At 47.0% G+C, this 20099-nt stretch carries 16 protein-coding genes and 1 tRNA gene; 9 read left to right on the plus strand and 8 right to left on the minus strand.

Annotation, left to right across the window (positions count from 1 at the left end):
• Positions 1 to 127 precede the first annotated feature (127 nt).
• Positions 128 to 628 (plus strand): hypothetical protein, encoded by a 501-nt coding sequence (locus KME11_12835; GenBank protein MBW4516093.1) that lies wholly within the window; start codon positions 128 to 130, stop codon positions 626 to 628.
• Between the two features lie 126 nt (positions 629 to 754).
• On the opposite strand, the gene KME11_12840 is transcribed toward KME11_12835, so the two are convergent.
• On the minus strand, positions 755 to 1237 hold the full coding sequence (locus tag KME11_12840; GenBank protein MBW4516094.1) for a hypothetical protein: 483 nt from the start codon (positions 1235 to 1237) through the stop codon (positions 755 to 757).
• A gap of 69 nt (positions 1238 to 1306) precedes the next feature.
• On the opposite strand from KME11_12840, the gene KME11_12845 reads away from it, so the two are divergent.
• From KME11_12845 to KME11_12855, 3 genes are all read left to right on the plus strand, one after another.
• On the plus strand, positions 1307 to 2521 hold the full coding sequence (locus KME11_12845; protein MBW4516095.1) for a glycosyltransferase: 1215 nt from the start codon (positions 1307 to 1309) through the stop codon (positions 2519 to 2521).
• Between the two features lie 12 nt (positions 2522 to 2533).
• Positions 2534 to 4747: an AAA family ATPase gene (locus KME11_12850; GenBank protein ID MBW4516096.1), complete on the plus strand. Its 2214-nt coding sequence runs from the start codon at positions 2534 to 2536 to the stop codon at positions 4745 to 4747.
• A gap of 107 nt (positions 4748 to 4854) precedes the next feature.
• Positions 4855 to 5454 carry a transglutaminase family protein gene (locus KME11_12855; GenBank protein ID MBW4516097.1) on the plus strand — a complete coding sequence of 200 codons (600 nt, stop codon included), beginning with the start codon at positions 4855 to 4857 and terminating at the stop codon, positions 5452 to 5454.
• Positions 5455 to 5580: 126 nt separating this feature from the next.
• Here KME11_12855 and KME11_12860 read toward each other — a convergent pair whose 3' ends face one another.
• From KME11_12860 to KME11_12875, 4 genes are all read right to left on the minus strand, one after another.
• Positions 5581 to 6234 carry a pentapeptide repeat-containing protein gene (locus KME11_12860; protein ID MBW4516098.1) on the minus strand — a complete coding sequence of 218 codons (654 nt, stop codon included), beginning with the start codon at positions 6232 to 6234 and terminating at the stop codon, positions 5581 to 5583.
• Between the two features lie 35 nt (positions 6235 to 6269).
• Positions 6270 to 7703, minus strand: a complete 1434-nt coding sequence (locus KME11_12865; protein MBW4516099.1) for a metal-dependent phosphohydrolase — start codon at positions 7701 to 7703, stop codon at positions 6270 to 6272.
• Between the two features lie 65 nt (positions 7704 to 7768).
• The gene (locus KME11_12870; protein MBW4516100.1) at positions 7769 to 8863 is read right to left on the minus strand and encodes an aminotransferase class I/II-fold pyridoxal phosphate-dependent enzyme; all 1095 of its coding nucleotides are present in this window, start codon (positions 8861 to 8863) and stop codon (positions 7769 to 7771) included.
• 11 nt (positions 8864 to 8874) lie between these two features.
• Complete coding sequence (locus tag KME11_12875; GenBank protein ID MBW4516101.1) at positions 8875 to 10455, minus strand: B12-binding domain-containing radical SAM protein; 1581 nt, start codon at positions 10453 to 10455, stop codon at positions 8875 to 8877.
• Positions 10456 to 10703: 248 nt separating this feature from the next.
• Between KME11_12875 and KME11_12880 the strand changes: the two genes are divergently transcribed.
• From KME11_12880 to KME11_12895, 4 genes are all read left to right on the plus strand, one after another.
• Positions 10704 to 11021, plus strand: a complete 318-nt coding sequence (locus KME11_12880) for a DUF1830 domain-containing protein (GenBank protein ID MBW4516102.1) — start codon at positions 10704 to 10706, stop codon at positions 11019 to 11021.
• A gap of 293 nt (positions 11022 to 11314) precedes the next feature.
• Positions 11315 to 11788 carry a tRNA (uridine(34)/cytosine(34)/5-carboxymethylaminomethyluridine(34)-2'-O)-methyltransferase TrmL gene (trmL, locus tag KME11_12885; protein ID MBW4516103.1) on the plus strand — a complete coding sequence of 158 codons (474 nt, stop codon included), beginning with the start codon at positions 11315 to 11317 and terminating at the stop codon, positions 11786 to 11788.
• A 932-nt stretch (positions 11789 to 12720) separates the two neighbouring features.
• Positions 12721 to 14865 carry a peptidoglycan DD-metalloendopeptidase family protein gene (locus KME11_12890; GenBank protein MBW4516104.1) on the plus strand — a complete coding sequence of 715 codons (2145 nt, stop codon included), beginning with the start codon at positions 12721 to 12723 and terminating at the stop codon, positions 14863 to 14865.
• 128 nt (positions 14866 to 14993) lie between these two features.
• Positions 14994 to 15067, plus strand: a tRNA-Met gene (locus KME11_12895).
• A 160-nt stretch (positions 15068 to 15227) separates the two neighbouring features.
• Here the strand turns inward: KME11_12895 and KME11_12900 are convergent.
• The 3 genes from KME11_12900 to KME11_12910 all read right to left on the minus strand — a co-directional run bounded on the left by KME11_12900 (position 15228) and on the right by KME11_12910 (position 19132).
• Positions 15228 to 15482 (minus strand): hypothetical protein, encoded by a 255-nt coding sequence (locus KME11_12900; GenBank protein MBW4516105.1) that lies wholly within the window; start codon positions 15480 to 15482, stop codon positions 15228 to 15230.
• 60 nt (positions 15483 to 15542) lie between these two features.
• Positions 15543 to 17195: a DNA photolyase family protein gene (locus KME11_12905; protein MBW4516106.1), complete on the minus strand. Its 1653-nt coding sequence runs from the start codon at positions 17193 to 17195 to the stop codon at positions 15543 to 15545.
• A 182-nt stretch (positions 17196 to 17377) separates the two neighbouring features.
• Entirely contained in the window at positions 17378 to 19132 is a 1755-nt protein-coding gene (locus KME11_12910; GenBank protein ID MBW4516107.1) for a hypothetical protein, read from the minus strand.
• Positions 19133 to 19778: 646 nt separating this feature from the next.
• Between KME11_12910 and KME11_12915 the strand changes: the two genes are divergently transcribed.
• A complete protein-coding gene (locus tag KME11_12915) occupies positions 19779 to 20090 on the plus strand; it encodes a lasso peptide biosynthesis PqqD family chaperone (protein ID MBW4516108.1) in 312 nt (103 codons plus the stop codon).
• Positions 20091 to 20099 lie beyond the last annotated feature (9 nt).

Here is a 20099-nt window from a genome sequence, read left to right on the forward strand (position 1 = left end):
GACTTTGGTCAGAGGCAAAGATAAAAAGTGCGTTACTTGCAAAGAAATCGTTTAAGATGGACTGAAAATTACTTGAACTAAGTTATCCTCATTTCAAGTGTTGTCATTATCATCGAGAATAAAAACTATGCCTCCTAGGAAGAAACTTCCCATCTTAGCTGCTGAAATTTCCAAGAACTCCATTGAACAAGTTTCGCTATCTCTGCAAGACTTGCCTGAAAAACCAAAAGATTCCTACTCATTACGAGAAGCGATCGCCCTCATGCATTCTGCGATTACCACTGCTCTAAGCCGGGGTTACAAGCACGAGGAAATCTCCAAACTTCTCGCCAATGAAGGCATCAAGATCACCGCTTCTTCGCTCAGAAGATACCTTTCCATCACCAAACCCAAAGGCGAAGGGAAAGCAAAAGCGAAACGCCAACCCAGAACTCCAAAGGCTGTTAGTGAAACCACCGCAACCGAGCCTGCACCAACGCGCGGAAAGCCCGGTCGCAAGCCTAAAGCACTCTCAGGAGAAGAAGCTGCTACCCCAGCGCGGCGCGGTCCAAAGCCCTCCTCAGAACCGAAAACGACCACTCGGAGAAACGCTACAGCCACCACTACTCGCCGCCGCAAAGCAACTTAAAATAGTTGTCTGAAAGAACGTTGCCGAATACAACAGGTTTCGGAACGCTGTAGTCTTATATGGCTGTAATCTTCATGATTAGCCAGCGCCATGCGGGTGCTATGAGTATTCAGCAACGTTCATGCTCTATTTCACATCTGCTTTTTGTACAAACTTATCATCTATACCTAACGTTAACGCTAAGGGTTGTTGATTAGGCAGAGCTTTCACGACAGTGCGATACACATCGTAGTTAGTCGGGGCAGTAATCGTTTGTCCATCCGATTCGTAGGTAAGGGTATAGGCTGCATCCTTAAGCAATTCAGGCTGGCTGATTCGCTCTTGTGGTTTTTGTCGCGCTTCTATTTCATCAACCGTAGGGCGAGGCGGCAAGGCAGGGTACCAAAGTCCCCGATCATCGGGCCCTGTTACAGCTTCTCCTGGTCTTTCACCATTTTTATTAATCAGAGAAGTTGAAGCAAATTTTTCTCGGCGAATTTGGTTAGTCTTATCTGGATTAATGCTGTATTCAACTTGCCAAGTATAAGTCACTGTCGCCGTGGCTTCGTATTGAGTGGTTATTCTTCGATCGCAGCTCATTAGCCCTACAAGGCTGGCTAGAGTAATCATCGCGTGGCGAATTGGCTTATGCTGAGTTCTAAGAGAAGTCATAGGTGCGCGAGTTTAAAGGGTAGAGAAATGGATTTAAGCCTTTGCATGATTGTTAAAAACGAAGCGGATAAACTGCCCCGTTGTTTGTCTAGCGTCCAGGGGATGGTCAATGAAATGATCGTAGTCGATACTGGCTCGACCGATCAAACGACAAAAATTGCTCAGTCTTTTGGAGCACAAGTTTATCACTACTCTTGGAACAACAACTTTTCGGCAGCCCGCAATGAATCGTTAAGATATGCTCAAGGAGAATGGATCTTGGTGCTAGATGCAGACGAAGTTTTAAACCCAGAAAGCATTCCAGCCTTAAAGCAAGCAATGCAGCGCGACCAGGCATTGGTGATTAACTTAGTGCGCCAGGAAATTGGTGCAGTGCAATCGCCTTACTCTTTAATGTCTCGACTGTTCCGTAACCATTTCGGAATTCGTTTTTCTCGTCCTTATCATTCCATGGTAGATGATAGTGTGACGCGCTTGTTGCAACGCGAACCGACTTGGAAAATTATTAATCTGCCAGAGGTAGCAATCTTACATGATGGCTACGAGCCAGGCGCGATCGCCACCCGCAACAAGCTCCAACAAGCAAAAGCCACCATGGAGGGCTATCTAGCCACCCATCCGGAGGATGCCTACGTGTGCGCCAAACTGGGCGCTTTGTACAACGACATAGGCGAAGTTAAAAAGGGGATCGCGCTCCTAGAGCGAGGGTTAGAGATTATTGCTCATTCTGCTCAAGCAGCCGAAGAAAACGCTCCCGTGCTTTACGAATTACACTACCACCTGGGTATCGCCTACAGCCGATCGCAAAATTTAGTGAAAGCAGAAGGACATTACCGAACCGCGACACAGCAGCCTATTTTGAACCGTCTGAAGGTTGGCGCATACAATAACCTGGGGGGGCTGCTGAAAGCCAAAGGAGATTTGTCCGGTGCCCGGATGAACTACGAGATTGTTACCAAGGTTGATCCGACTTTGGCAATTGGACATTACAACCTGGGTATGACGTTTAAAGCAATGGGAATAATGCCTGATGCCATTGATCATTACCGCCAGGCGATCGCCCTCAACGCTACTTATGCTGAAGCCTACCAAAACCTGGGAGTAACGCTGCTAAAAGTAGGAGCGGTAAAAGAGAGTCTAGAGGCATTTGGACAAGCGATCGCCCTTTACGAACAACGCGATCCTCAAGAGGCGCTACGGTTACAGCAAGGACTGGTCGAGATGGGGCTGTTGAAAAAGTAAACCTCTGAAAAAATGAACCTGTTTGCCCATCATCATCAGCAAATGACCCAGGCTGAAGCGCCGCTTGCGGCTCGGATGCGTCCGCGTACCCTGGATGAATTTGTCGGGCAAGATGCCATCATTGGCGAAGGGCGGTTGCTGCGTCGGGCGATTCAAGCCGATCAGCTTTCATCATTGATTTTTTACGGCCCACCAGGAACCGGAAAGACGACGCTAGCACAAATTATTGCCAACACGACAAGAGCGCACTTTATTGCCATTAACGCAGTTTTGGCAGGCGTGAAGGAAATTCGGGACGCGATCGCCACTGCCCAAGATAAACGCGGAATGTTCAGTCAACGCACGATTTTATTTGTCGATGAAGTTCATCGCTTCAACAAAGCCCAGCAGGATGCGTTATTACCCTGGGTAGAAAACGGCACCGTGATTTTGATTGGCGCAACCACAGAAAATCCTTACTTTGAAGTCAATAAAGCGCTAGTGAGCCGATCGCGTATTTTTCAACTGAAGTCGCTGAATGAAACCGATCTGCGGCGTGTGGTAGAACAGGCGTTAGCAGATGGCGATCGCGGTTATGGCAAGCTCAATGTACAGCTTGAGATAGCAGCATTAGATCATTGGGTGAATGTTGCTAACGGTGATGCTAGAACCTTGCTGAATGCACTAGAGTTAGCCGTTGAGACGACTCCTGAGCAAGCAAGCATCATTCACATTACCCAGGCAGTTGCCGAAGAATCCATTCAGCAGCGGGCAGTCCTCTATGACAAAGAAGGCGACGTTCACTTTGATACCATTAGCGCCTTTATTAAAAGTCTGCGTGGCTCCGACCCAGATGCCGCCTTGTATTGGTTGGCACGGATGGTTTACGCAGGAGAAGATTTACGGTTTATTTTTCGACGGATGACGATTTTAGCAGGGGAAGATGTGGGCATGGCAGACCCTAATGCGATCGTTGTAGTGAATGCCTGTGCCCAAGCATTTGAACGGGTAGGAATGCCGGAGGGAAGATATCCTTTAGCACAAGCAGCAATTTACTTAGCAACGGCTCCTAAGTCAAATAGCGTCATGGGTTTTTTTGATGCGTTGGCAGCAGTAGAACAGGAACGAGAAGCCGAAGTACCCAATCATTTACGGGATGCGAATCGAGATAAACATAGCTTTGGGCATGGACAAGGATATCTTTATCCCCATGCTTATCGTGATCATTGGATAGAGCAACAGTATTTACCTAAAACGCTTCAAGGACAAGTTTTTTATCAGCCCTCTAAACAAGGTTATGAAAATAAAATTCAGGTACAAGTCTCACAGCGCCGAGAAGCACAGTTAGCCGCAGTGATTGAAGGTCTAGGAATAGCACTGCCAGAAGTATTGACCTTTAGCCCTGTCAATTCTGCTCAGGATCGATGGCTCCAACGATCGCTCAGCCAAGCCGGAGAGAAGCTGGCAGCCGTGCGCGATCGCCTTTTCATCCTCGCCCAACCACAGCGTCACCACGTCATTTTAGATGTGAATGCAGGTAGTGGATTCCTGACTTGGGAAGCGTTGCGCCAAGTTCCAGAAGGCGGTGTTTATGCAGTAGTTCAATCACCCGAAGATGTCGAAGCGCTCCGAGAACAATCTGCCGCTTTGCCGGAACTAGCTCGTCCTATTGTGCTGCAAACTTCTCTACTAGATTTGTCCACAATCTTAGCAGCACTTGATTCCCGTCTCCGCTTCGATCGCATGATTGGGCGTAATGCATTATTAGACGAACCAGATAAAGTCCAAGTGATTCAAGTTCTAATGGAGTTCTTACGTCCAGACGGAAGCTTAGTGTTGGCGGAAACCGTTCCTCGCCACACACAGCGGCTTTATGACTTAATTGATGCAAAGCAATTCAATACTAAGATCTACAAACGGTTGGTAAAGGCAGAAGAAGCCATTTATCAGAACGCTAAAGATGCAATGGTGAATTGGGATGAAGATGAGTTGCGATCGCTTTTCCAAAATGCAGGTTTAACATCTGAGGTTCAGTTAGAAACAACTCAGACCGATTTACACATTACGCCTGCCTTATTGGAACGCTGGTTTAATACAGGCAGCAATCGCCCCAGCTATGGCGATCATTTGGCAAGTACTTTAAATACGGCAGAGTTAAAAACCGTAGAAACTATCTTTCGCAGAATCTTAACGAATCAAATAGTGAGGTGGAAAGGGGCGATCGCTTTTTGTCGAGTTACATTATGAGTTGACCATCATTTAGCTGGCTCTATTACAGGCAGTGAAAGTAGAAGAGGTTTGAAATTACTGCTAAAGTGTTTCAAGCTAAGGTTGCAGTATCCGTATCGATTAATATGGAAGAGTACTTGAAGGTTAGTAAGGTCATCGACTGGCGGCATCCCAAAATTATGGAACGCGCCAAACAAATTGCATTGGGATTTGAGACCTCGATAGCGATCGCACAAGCGTGTTTTGAATGGACGCGAGACGAGATCTGTCACAGTTATGACTATCAAATGAATCCTATGACTTGCCGAGCTTCAGACGTTCTTCAACACAAAACAGGTTATTGCTATGCTAAGAGTCATTTACTGGCAGCACTTTTAAGGGCAAACCAGATTCCAGCAGGATTTTGTTACCAGCGGTTAAGTATTGATGACAAGGGTGCGCCATACAGTTTGCACGGTTTCAATGCCATTCATTTGCCTGAATTTGGTTGGTATCGGGTTGATGCGAGAGGTAATAAATCAGGAGTCAACGCTCAGTTCACTCCACCTCAAGAGCAGTTAGCATATAAGATTCAGTTTCCTGAAGAGGCAGATTTTCCAGTAATTCTTGCCGAACCACTTCAGATTGTTGTAGAAGCATTGCAAGCACAGACTAAATGGGATGAGATACTCCGTAACCTTCCAGATATTTCATTAAATTCAGCAAAGAGTCATAGTTTGGTGTGATCGGTATTGGGGCTATCCACATCCAATTACAGGTTAGGTGACTTCTGATTCTGTGGGTTAGGCATCTTGCCTGACATCAAATAGCCAAGATAACTATTCACCTTATTTAATCCACGATCTCCTTATTTAATCCACGATTTTCAGAACTTTTCCTTCTAAAAGCGTCCCTACCACACAGGCTCCGCTCCAATTCGCCCCAGCCCAACTTGCACCTTCTAAATCCGCACATAAGAGATTTGCGCCACTTAGATTTGCGCCTGCTAAATTGGCATCGCGTAGATCTGCTTCTTCTAAATTCGCATTACTTAAAATTGCACCTTGTAAATCTGCCTGCGCCAAATTGGTGCCGCTCAAGTTTGCTCCACTTAAATTAACCCCGCGCAAATCAGCCCCGCGCAAGTCTACACGCTGCAAATTTACGCCCATTAAATTTGCTCCACTCAAAAACGCACCTGCCATCGCAGTATTAGATAAGCGCGCCTGCATCAAATTTGCCCCGCGCAAGTTTGCCCCGCGTAAATCTGCTTCTGTTAAATCTGCCTGCATCAGATTGGCACCCAGCAGATTTGCTCTCAAATCAGTACCCGTCAACTGACAGCCTACTAAATTTGCCCCGTCCAGGTTTGCGCCTATTAGCTTAGCGGCGGCTAAGTTTGCCCCGCTCAAATTTGCCCCGCTCAAATTTACTTTGCTGAGGTCAGCATGGGAAAGATCCTCATCTTCTAGGTCGGCTCCAGCCAAATGCTTAAGCTTGCCAGCGCGAATAGTTGCAATGTCCATGGTTAATAGTGCGTTCAAGATTGGGCGTTCAAAGATTAAATAAGAGGGAGGTCTGCCATTGATTCTTCATAGCGCAGTAGCTCTTCTTCAGAGTGAGAATCGAGCATCCACATTCCGGCAGCAATTTTGGGCATGGCGATCGGTAAACTCATGCCTTGCTGTAAGCCTTTAACTAAAAGCGTTAGCACTTCAATCAGTTTTGGATCCCAACGATCGCTCGCTTCTGCCCGACAATCGGCTAAAGCTTGAGTGAGCAAAGTCTCGATCGCCTCCTCTGGAGAAGCTGCCCGATACCGAGCTACCCGCTGCTGAAAACAAGCCACCAATCCTAGAATTCTCGCTTCTACCGGAATCTCATCGCCTGAAAGTCCCGCAGGTTGACCAGAACCATCCCAGGCTTCGGTATGATGAGTCAAGATTGTGGCGATCGCCCGTAGTCTGCCCATTTTTCGCAACACCTGCACACCCGGAACCAAAGGACAACTCAACGGCATATCAGGCGATTCGACCTGCTGATAAATCGAAGTTCCAGCAGTCAACCGATTTTCAGCTTTGTCTAGCAGAGCGATCCGGTGCAGCAACCCTGCCAACCGCAACCGATGCAGTTGCCAAGACGGCAAATCTACCAACTGCCCCATTGCTTCCGCCAAACTTGCAACCTCAGCCGCCGCCATCGGATTGCTTAAGTCTGTTTGATCAATCAGTTGCGCCACCCGCAAAAATGCCTGTAGCTCGTTAGAAGTGAGGTTGTTATCAAGCGGCTCAAGGCGATGATTCAAATCTTGCTGATTCTCTTGCAGATAGTCTACGACGCGAGCTACAGTTCTGCCCAAATGATCAGCCGTGGGTTGATGGCACAATGCATTGTCTTGCTGAATCCGAGCGGCGATCGCTTCCCGGTGCGTGATTAATTGCTGACACAGTTCAGAATTATATTGACCGATATGGGCGATCGCCAATTCCACCGTTTCTAAAACCAGCCTTGGCTCAAACGTCCAAAACCCGTAGAACTTTCGTTCCAAGTCTTCTTGAGGAAAACCCGCAACTCCGTAATCTGCCTCAGTTAACTCCTGACACAACACCATTGCTGTATAATCAGGCGACAGAATGATCAGATGCCATTCCTGTGCCACCGGATCAGAGTCATCTAACGCCACCAACGCCACGTTTTCTTTTTGGCTGGTTGGATGTTCGGCAAAGCCTGCATCATCAGCTGCCATAATCACCACTTGGCTCGATCGCTCTGAAATACTGCGATAGCGATCGGCTTCTTGCAAATACCATTTTCCGCGCTGAAAAGCCGTAATCACCAGCGGCGAATAATCAGCTTCTAGAATGGCATCTTCGAGGGCGTGGCACAGTGCCACCAAAGTATTTTTGTAATAAACTCCAAAGTTCAAGGGACGCTTGTCCCCTTGTCCTAGCTCATGGGAAGCCTTGAGCTTCTGTAAAATTGAACCCTCTAACATCTTTGGTTTTGCTTTTAGTTTAACGGTGGTTTATAAAAACTGAAATTCTACCCCTCACTATATATTCAATAGCTTGAACGTGCAGGATGTAGATATTGATTCTGCTCAAAATTAGAACCAGAATTTAACGCTAAAAGAACAGATTTCACTTGCTCAGGCACTACCCGAACTTGCGCCTCTGTTACCATCAAATTGGTCACGGCTCTCAAAGATTCAACCCCGATCGCCAATACCCCCACGCCCTGTTCCATCAGCTTTTGAGCAACCGCCGCCGCAGATACTCCCGGCGTGTGAAACACCACAATATTAGTCTGTACCTCCTCTGGATTAATTTGAACTCCGGCAACTTGCTGCAATCCCTTTGCCAAAATTTGGGCATTAGCATGGTCTTCTTGTAAGCGCGATCGCTGATGCTGCACGCCATACAAAGCCCCTGCCGCAATAATTCCCGCCTGCCGCATTCCACCACCCAACATTTTGCGGAAACGTCGAGCGCGCTGCATTTGTGCCGCCGAACCCACTAGCGCCGAACCCACAGGTGCGCCCAACCCTTTAGAAAAACAAACGCTCACAGTATCGAACGGCTTAGCATACTCTGCTTCTGATATTCCAGTGGCAATACAGGCATTCCAAAAGCGAGCACCATCGAGATGCAGCTTCAGATCATGGACTTGGCAAAGGCTGGCGATCGCCTCAATTTCTGCCAGTGGAAAAACTCGTCCTCCGCTGCGATTATGAGTATTTTCTAAACAAACCAGTGTGGTTTTAGGAAAATGTGGATCGCTCGGACGCAGCACCTTCTGCAAATCCGTTGCCGTAAACACACCTTTATAACCTTGAATCAGCCGACACATGACACCAGACAATGCCGCCGGAGCGCCGCCCTCGTAATAATAGATGTGCGCCTCTGATTCCAAAATAATTTCGTCCCCTGGCTCAGTGTGCAGCCGCAGCGCTACCTGGTTCGTCATGGTGCCCGAAGGCATGTAGACCGCCGCTTCCTTACCCAAAAGCTCTGCCGTGTATTGTTCTAAGGCGTTCACTGTTGGATCATCGCCAAACACATCATCACCCACCTCAGCGATCGCCATTGCTTGACGCATTGCTGGAGTAGGTTTTGTAATCGTATCGCTGCGTAGATCAATCATTGAATCTGGCATGAAATCTGGCATTAGACTTTGACTAGCTCCTTTTTAGGTTCGACGGGTGCTGTCAACGCTTCCGCCAAATCAGCCCTGCCCAGCCGCGCCTCCAAAATATTCATCACCTCCCGCCCAAAATCATTCGGGTTCTGATTCCACGCCTGCAAGCAAACTTCACCAAAGAATGAACCCAGCGGCTCCGGATTCCACAGCACTTTCATAACGACCCAAGGCATGACGCTCATGGGGTTGTATCCCGGCTTCAAAATCTTATGCTTAAAGGCATACTCTTCTAAATGGGTGTGGGGCTGCAACCCAATGAAGAAGATGGCTGGCTCCACCTTGTCGGCTCCAAAGATCCGCTCTAGCTCCCGATGATAGGCAATGGTTTGACGAATCGTATCGAGCCGCTCATCAATCACATTAAAAGAATAATTGACTGAAACCACATCATTAAAGCCAGCCGCCTTCAAATCTCGACAGTTTTCCAGCACCGTCCGCAGGTTATAGCCCATCCGCATTTTGCGAACTAGCTCTTGAGAGCCGCTAGTAATGCCAATCTCAAAATAGTTCATTCCTGTTTTAACCATCAGGTCGCACAGTTCCGGGGTCAAATTATCCGCCCGAATATACGCCGCCCAATGGATGTCATCCATTCCTGCATCCAAAATCTTCTGCAACAGTTCGATCGCATCATCAATAAACCGCCGCGCCGGAATAAATTGAGCATCGGTAAACCAGAAGTTGCGCACACCGCGATCGTAAAGCTGACGCATTTCCTTCACCACTTCATCAGCAGGATTAATGCGTACCTGCTTTCCTTCCACTACTGTATAGATGCAATAACAGCAATTATGCGGACAGCCGCGCTTAGTTTGCACCCCCACATAAAAATCTTGCTCTTGCAGGTAGTACTGGAAATCCGACCAAATTGTAGAAATGTAGTCGTAATTACACGCAGATTTTTCTACGGGGGTAGGCTGCTCATGAATCAGGCGATCGCGAGGCGTAGATTTACCCACCACATAACACCGTTCCCCTGAAAAATCCTCTCCCCGCAGCAATTTTTCCAGCAGTGTCTCCCCTTCTCCCACCGAAAGGATTGCACCCTGGGGCAGCATCTTACCAATCTGCTCATAAAACACGCTCACCGCACCACCGCCCACAACTAACTGCGCTTGGGGGTTGTAACGCTGCGATCGCTTCAGCCCACGCTTAATCAGGCTCAAATTTTGCCAAAGCTCTGAGTAATAAGAGGTTGCCATCCGTATCCCCCCGATCGCCCCGCGCAGCTTGTGGAGCGGATTACGTGAATAATAAAGCTCAAACGCATTTTGTAATGGGTTGCCGCCTCGCCCTCCTACAGGTGCATAAATCTGAATATCGCGCCAGGAAAATACCAGTAGCGTCGGCTGAAATTCATCAATGCACTGATCCATGGCTGCCCCAAAGTCCAAGGGGGGAATGGTACCCAGATCAAAAATGCGCTGCTCTATCACTGGAAACAACTTATGAATATGATCTGCCAGATAAATTACCCCAATCGGAAAAATGGGGTTGCAGGGAAGGCGAACATAAAGAATGCGGTTATTCGTTGAGGTAGCAACCATCGGTCTAAAGCTCTGAGAGGTTTCTGAGACGTAGATTCATATAACTTTACGATACCACTGACGCCCTTGACCTGCATGGAACTTTCCTGGGATCTGCTTAGTAGACGCTCCTCCGTATCAAGCATCTTGAAAAAACACCGATAAAAGGTGGGTTGGTAGCTGTATTTACAGCTATGGGGATCGGGGAGTGTTAGGGTCTAGAGATATTCTAGTTTCTTCCTAATTCTTCCTCTAAGGAGACTCGAGCTATGGCTCAAATCATTGATCCGCTGCCCCCTGATGCTCAAGCTGCTCTCTGCTGCTACGTCAACGCGACCAGTAAGATTCAGATTGCTCGAATTACTAATATTCCCAACTGGTACTTTGAACGGGTGGTTTTTCCAGGACAACGGCTTGTCTTTGAGGCATTTCCCCAAGCCCTTCTAGAAATTCACAGCGGCATGATGAGTACTATTCTGGCAGATACTATTCCCTGCGATCGCCTTCATGTTGAGGTAGAGCTAGAAGGAGACTTACAGCTAGGCGAATCAGAAACTCCTCTCCTATCCGTAGCTGTCGAGTCATAACCGTTCTCAGATTGTATTTAACTTAAAAAATTCGTTTCAAATAATTTTGTTGCTTTCTTGACTCAGTGCCTTAAACCTGCCCTCTAGAACGAGGGACAAAATGAAATTTTTCCTAGTATCTTCCTTATACATCCCCCAATCAGGTGAATTGAGGGATTTTTTTTGGCTTTGTTAAAAAGTATTAGATATATATATACTCTCTCTTCTGGGTCATATCCTGCTTAAGCTTTTTGAACAGGTTAGTCCCTTAAAAAATACCGAATACTCTTCAAGAAACGTTAAAAGTTAGCAACATGTTGAATATTGTCTTAGTTAACCCACAGATCCCACCTAATACTGGTAGTATCGCTCGGACTTGTGCCGCTACTGGAACCCGGCTGCACTTGGTCGGGCCCTTAGGGTTTGAAATTAGCGATCGTCAACTTAAACGAGCAGGCTTAGACTATTGGCCCTACGTGGACTTACACTATCATCCTTCCTGGGAAGACTTTCAGAGCCATTACCAGCAGCAACAAGAGCACCAACCAGGACGTTGGATTGGATTCAGTACTTCAGGTAAATATAGCCATGTAGAGCTTCAGTTTCAACCTGATGATTGGCTCCTCTTTGGTTGTGAAACAAAAGGATTGCCTGGTGAAGTGTTGGCAGCTTGCGATCAAACTGTCCGTATTCCCATGACTCAAATTCATGTTCGCAGCCTTAATCTTTCGGTCAGCGTTGCCATTGGGCTCTTTGAAGCTCGTCGGCAGTTAGGTTACCTCTCGTAAAATATCAAACAAACTCTGTCTATAGATAGATGCCAGTTACAAAATTTTTTGCTCTGATATCTCAGTCACTTCTTTAGGTTTGTTTACGACTTAAAGCTCCCTATATCGATCCTTTTAGTACTTGATATCGATATATAAATCTGATTGTCGATTAATAGGAAACAGATTGAATCACTCTTCAGCGTCGTTAAAGCCGCTTGGATTCTTCACGTAAAAACTCAGATTTGCAGTCTTCTATACTACAAACCGCGATCGTTTTTCATAAGAAATTCATATACCCAGTATCCTTTCACCAACTTAAATTTTGGTTACCTGTCAGAGATGATCTGCCTCTATTTAGCTCATTCTTCAGATAATTTTTTCCTCTCCTTAAAAACAGTTCGTCATCCGTAAGATCAACCGTTTTCAACGAACTGATTAGCCTAATCAATTGAGGGTTTCAAACCAAAGTTAATATGAAAATATAATTCAAAAAATCTTAAACATCAAATTTTTTTCTCGGCCTATACCCGTTTCTAAGCAAGGCTTTCAAGGTTATTACAAACCTAATAAGGTTTCCTGAAACATGACCCTTTGCAATGTCTTTTTATAAAGAAATAGACTAGATGTAGGTATTACTTGGATGCCATTCAAATAGTAGTAGGGTAGACTGTGCCGTTGTAGACAAACTTACGATGCCAAATGAGAGAGTAGAACTGTCATTGCAGCACGAGTTTAATGTTTTAGCTTGTTCTACATAGTCAAGTGTTGAATTTTTTGGCAACTGGTGTAAGCTTGTCTAAGTCAAAAGACAGAGGTAATCTTACCTAGGTAATGCTTTTATCTCTATGACTCAGGTCTTACAATCAGTGTGACTTGAATCACGGAAGGCATTAGAACGAAGTACAGATTGCCAACACAGTTAAACGCTGCTCATTTAGGAGGTTTTTTCTTTGAAGCGAGCACATTTGCAGAGGGTCAAGCCTGTTGAATACTCTCCAAGTCAAGTTGAAGGTTCGGTAGAACAGCAAGAGCAAATGGTTAACGGCGTTAAGCGTAAAAAGCGCACTTCCGCAGCCATGATTGGATTAGCGCTCTCCATGGGTGCATCTAGCTTGCTCATTCCTCGTCAAAACGAAGGAGCGACGGCAGCCGAGCCAACCCCTACTGACACTGCAACACTTTCGCTAGTTCCCTCAGCATCTACTGCACCTGCAGCCACGATGACTGAGCACATAGTGGTTAAAGGTCAAACGCTTTGGCAATTGGCTCAGCGCTATCAAGTCAGCGTAGAAGCGATCGCAACTGCCAATTCTCTCAAAGCTAGCGACATCGTTAGAGTTGGGCAAGCTATCAAAATTCCAACCGCTGTTTCTGAAGTTGATGCGACTGAAGCACAACGATCTGTTGAGTTTTCTACCCTTCGCTCCCCTCAACGGGTTGCATCAGCAGACTTAAGTAGCCTTGCGGTCACCCCGACTCAACCTAGTGCCAAAGCTGAAACCTCTAAGGTTGAAGTTGCTCAAGTTCAACGTAACGTTAGCCTCGATCGGCTGAGACAGCAACAAGAGAAGCTGCGTCAGTCTTTAGCAGATCTCAAAACAAAGGATCAAGCTGCCAAAGCTGAAGGGATATCTTCTGGCGAAGCTGCTATATCAGAGACATCTACAATCGCCTCCAAGCCTTCATACACTAGAGACTATCAAAATCAACCTAGTGAAGCTGCTGATACTGTGACGCTTTCCAGTAGTGGCTCAAATCAACTAGCTGTCAGCAACTTATCTGCTCCTGATGGGCTACGTACTAATCAAGCTGTGACGGTTCCTCCCGAAGCAGGCCTGATTACACAGGTTCCTAGCCCTGCTTCGGCTGCTGCCCCGCTCGTTTCTGCTCCTGTTCAGGTTTCACAGCTTCGGGTTTCGCAGCCAACTGTGCGTCCCAACGTTCAACAGGTCGCAGCCAACCCCAAGCCTGAAATGGTTTCTTACCAAGTTAATCTTGGCGATACAGTTGCTCAGATCGCTAGCGCTCACAACATTTCCCCATCGACCTTAGTTCAAGCCAATCGCATTAGCGACCCAAATTTTATCTTCGTTGGGCAAATATTAAGAGTTCCGACTATTCAAGCCATGACCTCTGCCCCAGCGCCACGTGTTCGTCAGGCTGCACCTTCTCAGCAAGTTGCTACCCGTTTGAGTGTAGTGCCCAGCACGGTTACAGTGGCCAATCCCGCACCAGTTACTCAATCCAGCCCAAGTATTGGTGGTAGCCTAACCTCACCTTCACCATCAGGGCTTGATCCTCATGTTGAAACTCTTTTATCTGAAATCAAGGTTTTGAGAGAGCGGCATCGTACTGCTACTCCAGTTGCTACAGCCTCCAGCACTCCTATTCCTGAATCGGTGCAAGTTGCCGCGTCGAATTTACCGACACCTTCAGTTAGCACGCAGTTTAATCCAGGTGGACTCAATCCTGTTCAGGCTGCTCAACCTTCAAGGCGCACTGCCCGATCGCAGGTCATTCCCATTCAAGTTCCGGCGGCTGAAAGACCCCAAACATCTACATCAGCCCCACAGCCTCAGCAAGTTGCGGCTGCCCCAGCAGGAGCCGAGAGCTATGCTCCCCTGCTCCAGCCCGTCACCGGGAGGATGGTATCTCCTGACCTGCCGCCTCTTCAGGGCGAAGAGAGTTTCCTACCTGAAGGTGCACCCTCTTTTAATGGCTACCTCTGGCCTGCAAAAGGTCTGCTGACTTCTGGCTACGGCTGGCGCTGGGGCAGAATGCACGCTGGCATTGACATTGCTGCAGATGTGGGTACACCCATCTTTGCCGCTGCTGACGGAGTGATTGAGTACTCTGAGTGGAACTCAGGAGGCTACGGCAACTTAGTAGAAATTCGTCATCCAGATGGCAGTTTAACCCGCTATGCACACTTGAATAAAAGCCTTGTACGAGCAGGGCAGAAAGTGAAGCAAGGTGAGCAGATTGCAGAGATGGGTAGCACGGGGTATAGTACCGGGCCTCACTTACACTTTGAGGTGCGTACAGCAACGGATGGCGGGTCGGTTGATCCGATCGCTTATTTGCCGCAGAAGTAGAAAAGTTTTAGCTGGCATTGAATTAATTTTTGGTTCAATGCCAGCTAACCTAGAAGGCTGAAGTGTGGCGATCGCTACACCAATGTGATACCTTAATTAAGGTTGATTTCATCAGCGATAGTGTATTCGGCTCAGTAGCTCAGTTGGTTAGAGCAGGGGACTCATAAGCCCAAGGTCGCAGGTTCAAATCCCGCCTGAGCCATCAAAGCGTTGATCATTGATGTCTTGAAGGTTTTTTAGAAATCTTTGAGTTAAGGTTAGATTGCTGCGTGCATCTGCTATTGCTTTTTGGCATAATTTCTAGGTATTTGACCAGTTGCTTCTGCTCAAACCTGTGGTTAGAGGATTAGGCGTGACTGCCCTTAATTTGGCTCATTGTCACCCGAAGAAACCCGCTTATCATTGACCGAAATAATTTGATCGAGTCGAATAACGGTGTCATCTTCTAGCTTCACATAGTCGGCATGATTGGCAGCATAAATATCTGCAATTCGCCCTTCAACCTCGCTAGTGGTATTTGCCTCAGTATGATAAACAATCCGGCAGGTTTGGCGCAGCGTTGCGATCGCCTCCAGTTCATCTTGAAAATCGCAGCTGACGGGGGTGTAGGAGTCCATGGCAATTCCTGTGTTGTGAGTGTTTCTGGAAGACCGCTTTATAAGCGGTTTTCTTGCCCATTAAGATAGAAGATTCAACTGCATAAAGTCATCAGCCTTTGGAGCCTTTTTTCCAGACTGTCGAGGCTTGTGAGATTTAATATTGACATGGGCTACAAACCAGGTGCGCAAAGCATAGGATTGCTCAAGATCCAAATTATCTAAATTGAGCGGCGGTGGAAAAAGCTGAAGGTTTTGAGCCTTCGCCCAACCTACTTCGCTGCCGAACCTTTCTGCACCAAAAGGCATAAATGAACTCGGTAAATGAGCAAGATAGGGAACGACATTTTGTTGATGCAAAAATAACTGACGCTGTTGTTCTAATTGTTTAACTCGCTGCTGACGCGCCTGTTTGTAATTAAGGATGGGAGATGGATAATCCTTTAAAAGTAAAGAGGGAGGAAGTCCCAGATCTTCGGGGCTTAGGTGGGCTAATTCTGGAACCCAGCGCTTGATAAATAGACCTTCTGGATCACAGCGATCGACTGCTGTTTGTTCTGGGTTGTAAATTCTAGTCCAAGTTTTATCGACACAATGGGTCACGCCAGACTGCATTGCCCACTGATAATGATCAATTGGACAATCGCCATCCAACAGATGTCTCATAAAATGTAGCGCTCCGTACCGCCAATCCATTCTCAGAAGGTTGCTCAAGAAGCTGGAGTACATTGCCCGCACGCGAAAGTTAAGCTGCTGCCAGCCGCCTGTTGCCTGTAAACATCGAGCTGCTGCATCAATAATGGGAAAACCCGTTTGCCCCTGCTGCCAAGCTTGATAAAGAGTTTCGTCAAACTCCCATCCCTCTTGATCAAAAATACTGTAGAGCGATCGCACTTCTAACTGAGGCAAATAGCGAAACCGCTGAGCGAATCCACTCCCCCATCGCAGCCTCGAAATTAACTGCTGCCGACTCCGTTCTGCCTTGGCGCTCGTTAACGGGTGCTGCTCTGCTGTCTGAAAACATTCCCGAATTGAAATTGCCCCAAACTTAAGATAAGGACTCAGCCCAGTAGTTGCCTCTGCCCCCGGATACGAAAGCTGCCAATAATAGCGATCGACCTTTTCTGCAAAAAATTCATTCAGCAAACATCGCGCGGCTTGAGTGCCCCCAGTCGGTATCACCTTTGTATCAGCCACAAGTCCTAACTTTGCTAGGTCGGGCAAGGGTTCGCTGCTTACCTCTGAAGGAACAGAAATTTGGCTGGGGGTGGGAACTAGCTCTGCTCGCATATCTTTGTACCAAAGATCACGATATGCAGGATAAGGAAGTAAATCTGGCGTACTGGCGATCGCTTCAAACCACCGAATCTTCATTCCCTGTTCCAGTAACGCTTGATTCAAGCGAGCATCGCGCACCCGTCCATAAATCCGTTCATAGTCTATGTACGCATAGATGCCATCGGCTTGAGTTTCACGAATTAATTGGGGCAAAATTTCTACCGGATCACCGTAACGTAAAATCAAGCGTCCACCTTGCTGCCGTAAATCTTGGTCAACATGATGGAGGCAACTCAACATAAAAGCCACCCGAGCCGGAGCCGTTTCGGGGTGGTGCAGAAGAGCGCGATCGAACACAAACACTGGAACTACAGATCCCCTTAACGCGGCTCGATACAGAGGCGCATGATCAGACACTCGTAAATCTCGCCGGAACCAAACGATCGTACGACTCATGAAAAGATGCCTAAGTCAGCCTTCATGACATAGTGTAACAAGCTCTGCTTGACTGATATTGATCTAAAGGCACACGCTCAAAGGCGCAACAGATCACAAACTGTTCTGGAAATAATCGAAAAGTTTGCAGGCAAGATTCTAATGTAATATCGGTTTTATTGAGCAACCCTACAAGCAACCCGTTATGCCGCCCGTGCAAACTGTGCTTGCAACTGCATGTCTGCTAACTGCTTTGCCCGGTTCATCAGAGCATCTACAGGCATATTTCCAAACTCAGTGAGTTCAGTCGATTGGACTTTTCGCCGCTCTGTGGTTGCCATAACGCCAATTCCTAGGAGTGCACCCAAAATAGCTCCAATTCCCAGGTTCCTTTGCAGATTTGGAACCGTAGCAACAGGCTGCCCCGAGCGATCGCGCATGATATCAGGCGGCGCTGTCACTTTAAGCTCAATCTCTGGCTGCGCTTGCTTTTGCAATGCCTTCAAGTTGTTAAAATGCCGCTGTAATGCATCAGTTTCCAAATCTAGCTTTTGTCGGAGTTGATCATACTGACCCAGTAACCGAATCATCTGCGATCGCTGCTGCTCTAAATCTTGTTTTGCCAGCGTTAAGGTTGACTGCCGTGCCTGCATGATTTGGATAGAGTTCAGCGTTAGAATTGACTGCTGCAAAAGCTGTAAACTGACTGCATTTTGAAAAATAGGATTTCGGGTATTCGCTCCTGGGTTAGCCAAATACTGCGGTAACAGAGACTGGCTCTGCTGCAAAAGCTGATTCGTTACCCGCTGATGCTGAGCCTGGAGAGCTTGAATATCATTGCGATCGCCGCCGCCTAAGTTAGCAAACTGCTTGCCTAATTGTTGCTCTAGAGCTTGAAATTGAGTCAGCAACATGCGGTAGCGCGAGTCTTGGCTCAACAGTTGATTAGGAATTTCTACCGATGGCTGACCACCTGCCGCTTGACCCGCTGCTGTTTGAGGTGCCTCAACTGGTTTCAAAGCAAGCCGTTGGGAAAACTGAGTATAAATCTGCTGGGCTTCCGCTAACTTGCCTTGAAGTTGAAGTTCTTGTTTCGCTACATCGGCAGTACGAGTTTCTAACAGCTTTAACTGGACTTGTAAATTATCAACTCCATACTGCTGATGAAGCTGCTCAATCTCAGTTCTAAGGTTTTGAAGTCGAGCTTGTGATTGAGGAATCTGGTCTTCCACAGACTTCACACCTCTACAGGTGCTGCCCTGGCACTCCTGTCCATAGCTGATGTAAGACTGAGTTAATTGAGAGAGTACTGCCTGTACCCGTTGTGGATCAGCATCTCGATAGCGAACCAAAATTCGTCCACCCTCTGTGGTTAGAGCCAGGTTCTTTACTAAAGATTGGTAGCTAAGCTGCGGAAGTTGAAGTTGCTGAATCACCGGATCAATCAAGCGCGGACTAGTCAGGACATCAGTTGAAATGTCCGCAGTTGAAATATCCACCATAAGGCTAGGCGGAGAGATATTGGACTGGGCTTGCTGAACGGAATCATTGTATCGGTCAGTCGGTGCTATGGTCTGGGCTGCAAGCTCAACGGAGCCTTCGTAAACAGGAGCTTGACTTAGAACCTGGGTTAAAGCTCCTGCTGTAGCTGCGATCGCCAAGCCCACAGCTATAGCAGCCCGTTGCGGCGAAGAATCTGAGGCTGAATAAGCCGGTAGAGAAAGCGGCTGGGGTAAAGAAGGAGGTTGGGGCAACACCACAAGCTGAGGTTTAGGAATGCCAGAAGAATGAAGTGAGAGGGTAGAACTAGGAACACTGAAAGCTGTTCTCTTTCTCGACACAGGAGCCGCAGGAGAAAATGGCGACGTAACACTGTTGCCATCCGGTGAGGCATTCCTGTCATTTTGACAATATGGTAAAGCGAATAGCCTTGCTTCCATGGTTGCAATATCCTCCATTTAACCGGGTACAGCTTGGGTCGAATCAACCCGTACCTCACCCATGCACAACTAACAGCCGCTCATCAGGATGTTTTGAAGCAGTCTATATCTCAGCTTTACAATCCGGCAGCTGAGTATCAATTTTCAATAAAGCTTGTTCCAATTTAACTGAAAGACTCAGTAGATTTCAGTAGGTCTGGACTATTGGGGCACACTCAGCACAACTGTAAAAACCCTTACTGAGCTAAACATTTTTGCCGACTTTTATCAAGATGTCTATAAAAACTTTAAGGTTTAAATGTATTTACTGACTCGCTCAACAATTTATCCGGATTCAACATTGCCCCAACCGCAAAGGGAAGTGGTCAATGATTCTTGATACCTAAATTGAGCCAAAACTGGAAAATACGTGGATTTATAGCTCTTAGAAACTTTTTAGGACAGGGAAAATTCAAGGTTAGGCATTTGAGTAAATTTACTGGTTAGCTTGTATTAGGTTATTGACGACCACTTAGCACTCACGACTGCACTCGTGACCTCAGCCCATTCAATTCAACCGTACATTTCTATTACATGTCAACGCTAACCATATTATGCTCTAGCCTCACTCACAGCTAAAACCAGACAGGCTCTTGCAGCATTCAACCTTAAACAGGGGAAACCAATGACACCGTTAAAAACCAATTTGCCTGCACTCCACAACGTCGTTGCTGCCACGCAAGGTCAGATTTCTTCTAATCTTGCCGGAGAAGCAGTCATCCTCGATTTAACGTCAGGCATCTACTACGGCTTAAATGAGGTCGGAGCAAAAATTTGGCATCTTATTCAACAACCCTGCACGATTCAAGCAATTCAGCATAGTTTACTTCAAGAGTACGATGTTGAGTCCGAAATTTGTACTCAAGATCTTCTCCAACTTCTGCAAGAATTACAAGCCGCTGGATTGGTCAACATTAGCCATGAAACATCTGCATAGGCTCAAGAG

It is taken from the genome of Timaviella obliquedivisa GSE-PSE-MK23-08B, assembly GCA_019358855.1.
Lineage (GTDB): Bacteria > Cyanobacteriota > Cyanobacteriia > Elainellales > Elainellaceae > Timaviella > Timaviella obliquedivisa.

Bases quoted from the DNA above. Each gene is read 5' to 3' on its own strand.
- trmL (MBW4516103.1), top strand. From the start codon at position 11,315: ATGTTGAATATTGTCTTAGTTAACCCACAGATCCCACCTAATACTGGT.
- KME11_12905 (MBW4516106.1), bottom strand. From the start codon at position 17,195: ATGAGTCGTACGATCGTTTGGTTCCGGCGAGATTTACGAGTGTCTGAT.
- KME11_12845 (MBW4516095.1), top strand. From the start codon at position 1,307: ATGGATTTAAGCCTTTGCATGATTGTTAAAAACGAAGCGGATAAACTG.
- KME11_12840 (MBW4516094.1), bottom strand. From the start codon at position 1,237: ATGATTACTCTAGCCAGCCTTGTAGGGCTAATGAGCTGCGATCGAAGA.
- KME11_12875 (MBW4516101.1), bottom strand. From the start codon at position 10,455: ATGGTTGCTACCTCAACGAATAACCGCATTCTTTATGTTCGCCTTCCC.
- KME11_12900 (MBW4516105.1), bottom strand. From the start codon at position 15,482: ATGGACTCCTACACCCCCGTCAGCTGCGATTTTCAAGATGAACTGGAG.
- KME11_12835 (MBW4516093.1), top strand. From the start codon at position 128: ATGCCTCCTAGGAAGAAACTTCCCATCTTAGCTGCTGAAATTTCCAAG.
- KME11_12860 (MBW4516098.1), bottom strand. From the start codon at position 6,234: ATGGACATTGCAACTATTCGCGCTGGCAAGCTTAAGCATTTGGCTGGA.
- KME11_12865 (MBW4516099.1), bottom strand. From the start codon at position 7,703: ATGTTAGAGGGTTCAATTTTACAGAAGCTCAAGGCTTCCCATGAGCTA.
- KME11_12880 (MBW4516102.1), top strand. From the start codon at position 10,704: ATGGCTCAAATCATTGATCCGCTGCCCCCTGATGCTCAAGCTGCTCTC.
- KME11_12855 (MBW4516097.1), top strand. From the start codon at position 4,855: ATGGAAGAGTACTTGAAGGTTAGTAAGGTCATCGACTGGCGGCATCCC.
- KME11_12870 (MBW4516100.1), bottom strand. From the start codon at position 8,863: ATGCCAGATTCAATGATTGATCTACGCAGCGATACGATTACAAAACCT.
- KME11_12915 (MBW4516108.1), top strand. From the start codon at position 19,779: ATGACACCGTTAAAAACCAATTTGCCTGCACTCCACAACGTCGTTGCT.
- KME11_12850 (MBW4516096.1), top strand. From the start codon at position 2,534: ATGAACCTGTTTGCCCATCATCATCAGCAAATGACCCAGGCTGAAGCG.
- KME11_12910 (MBW4516107.1), bottom strand. From the start codon at position 19,132: ATGGAGGATATTGCAACCATGGAAGCAAGGCTATTCGCTTTACCATAT.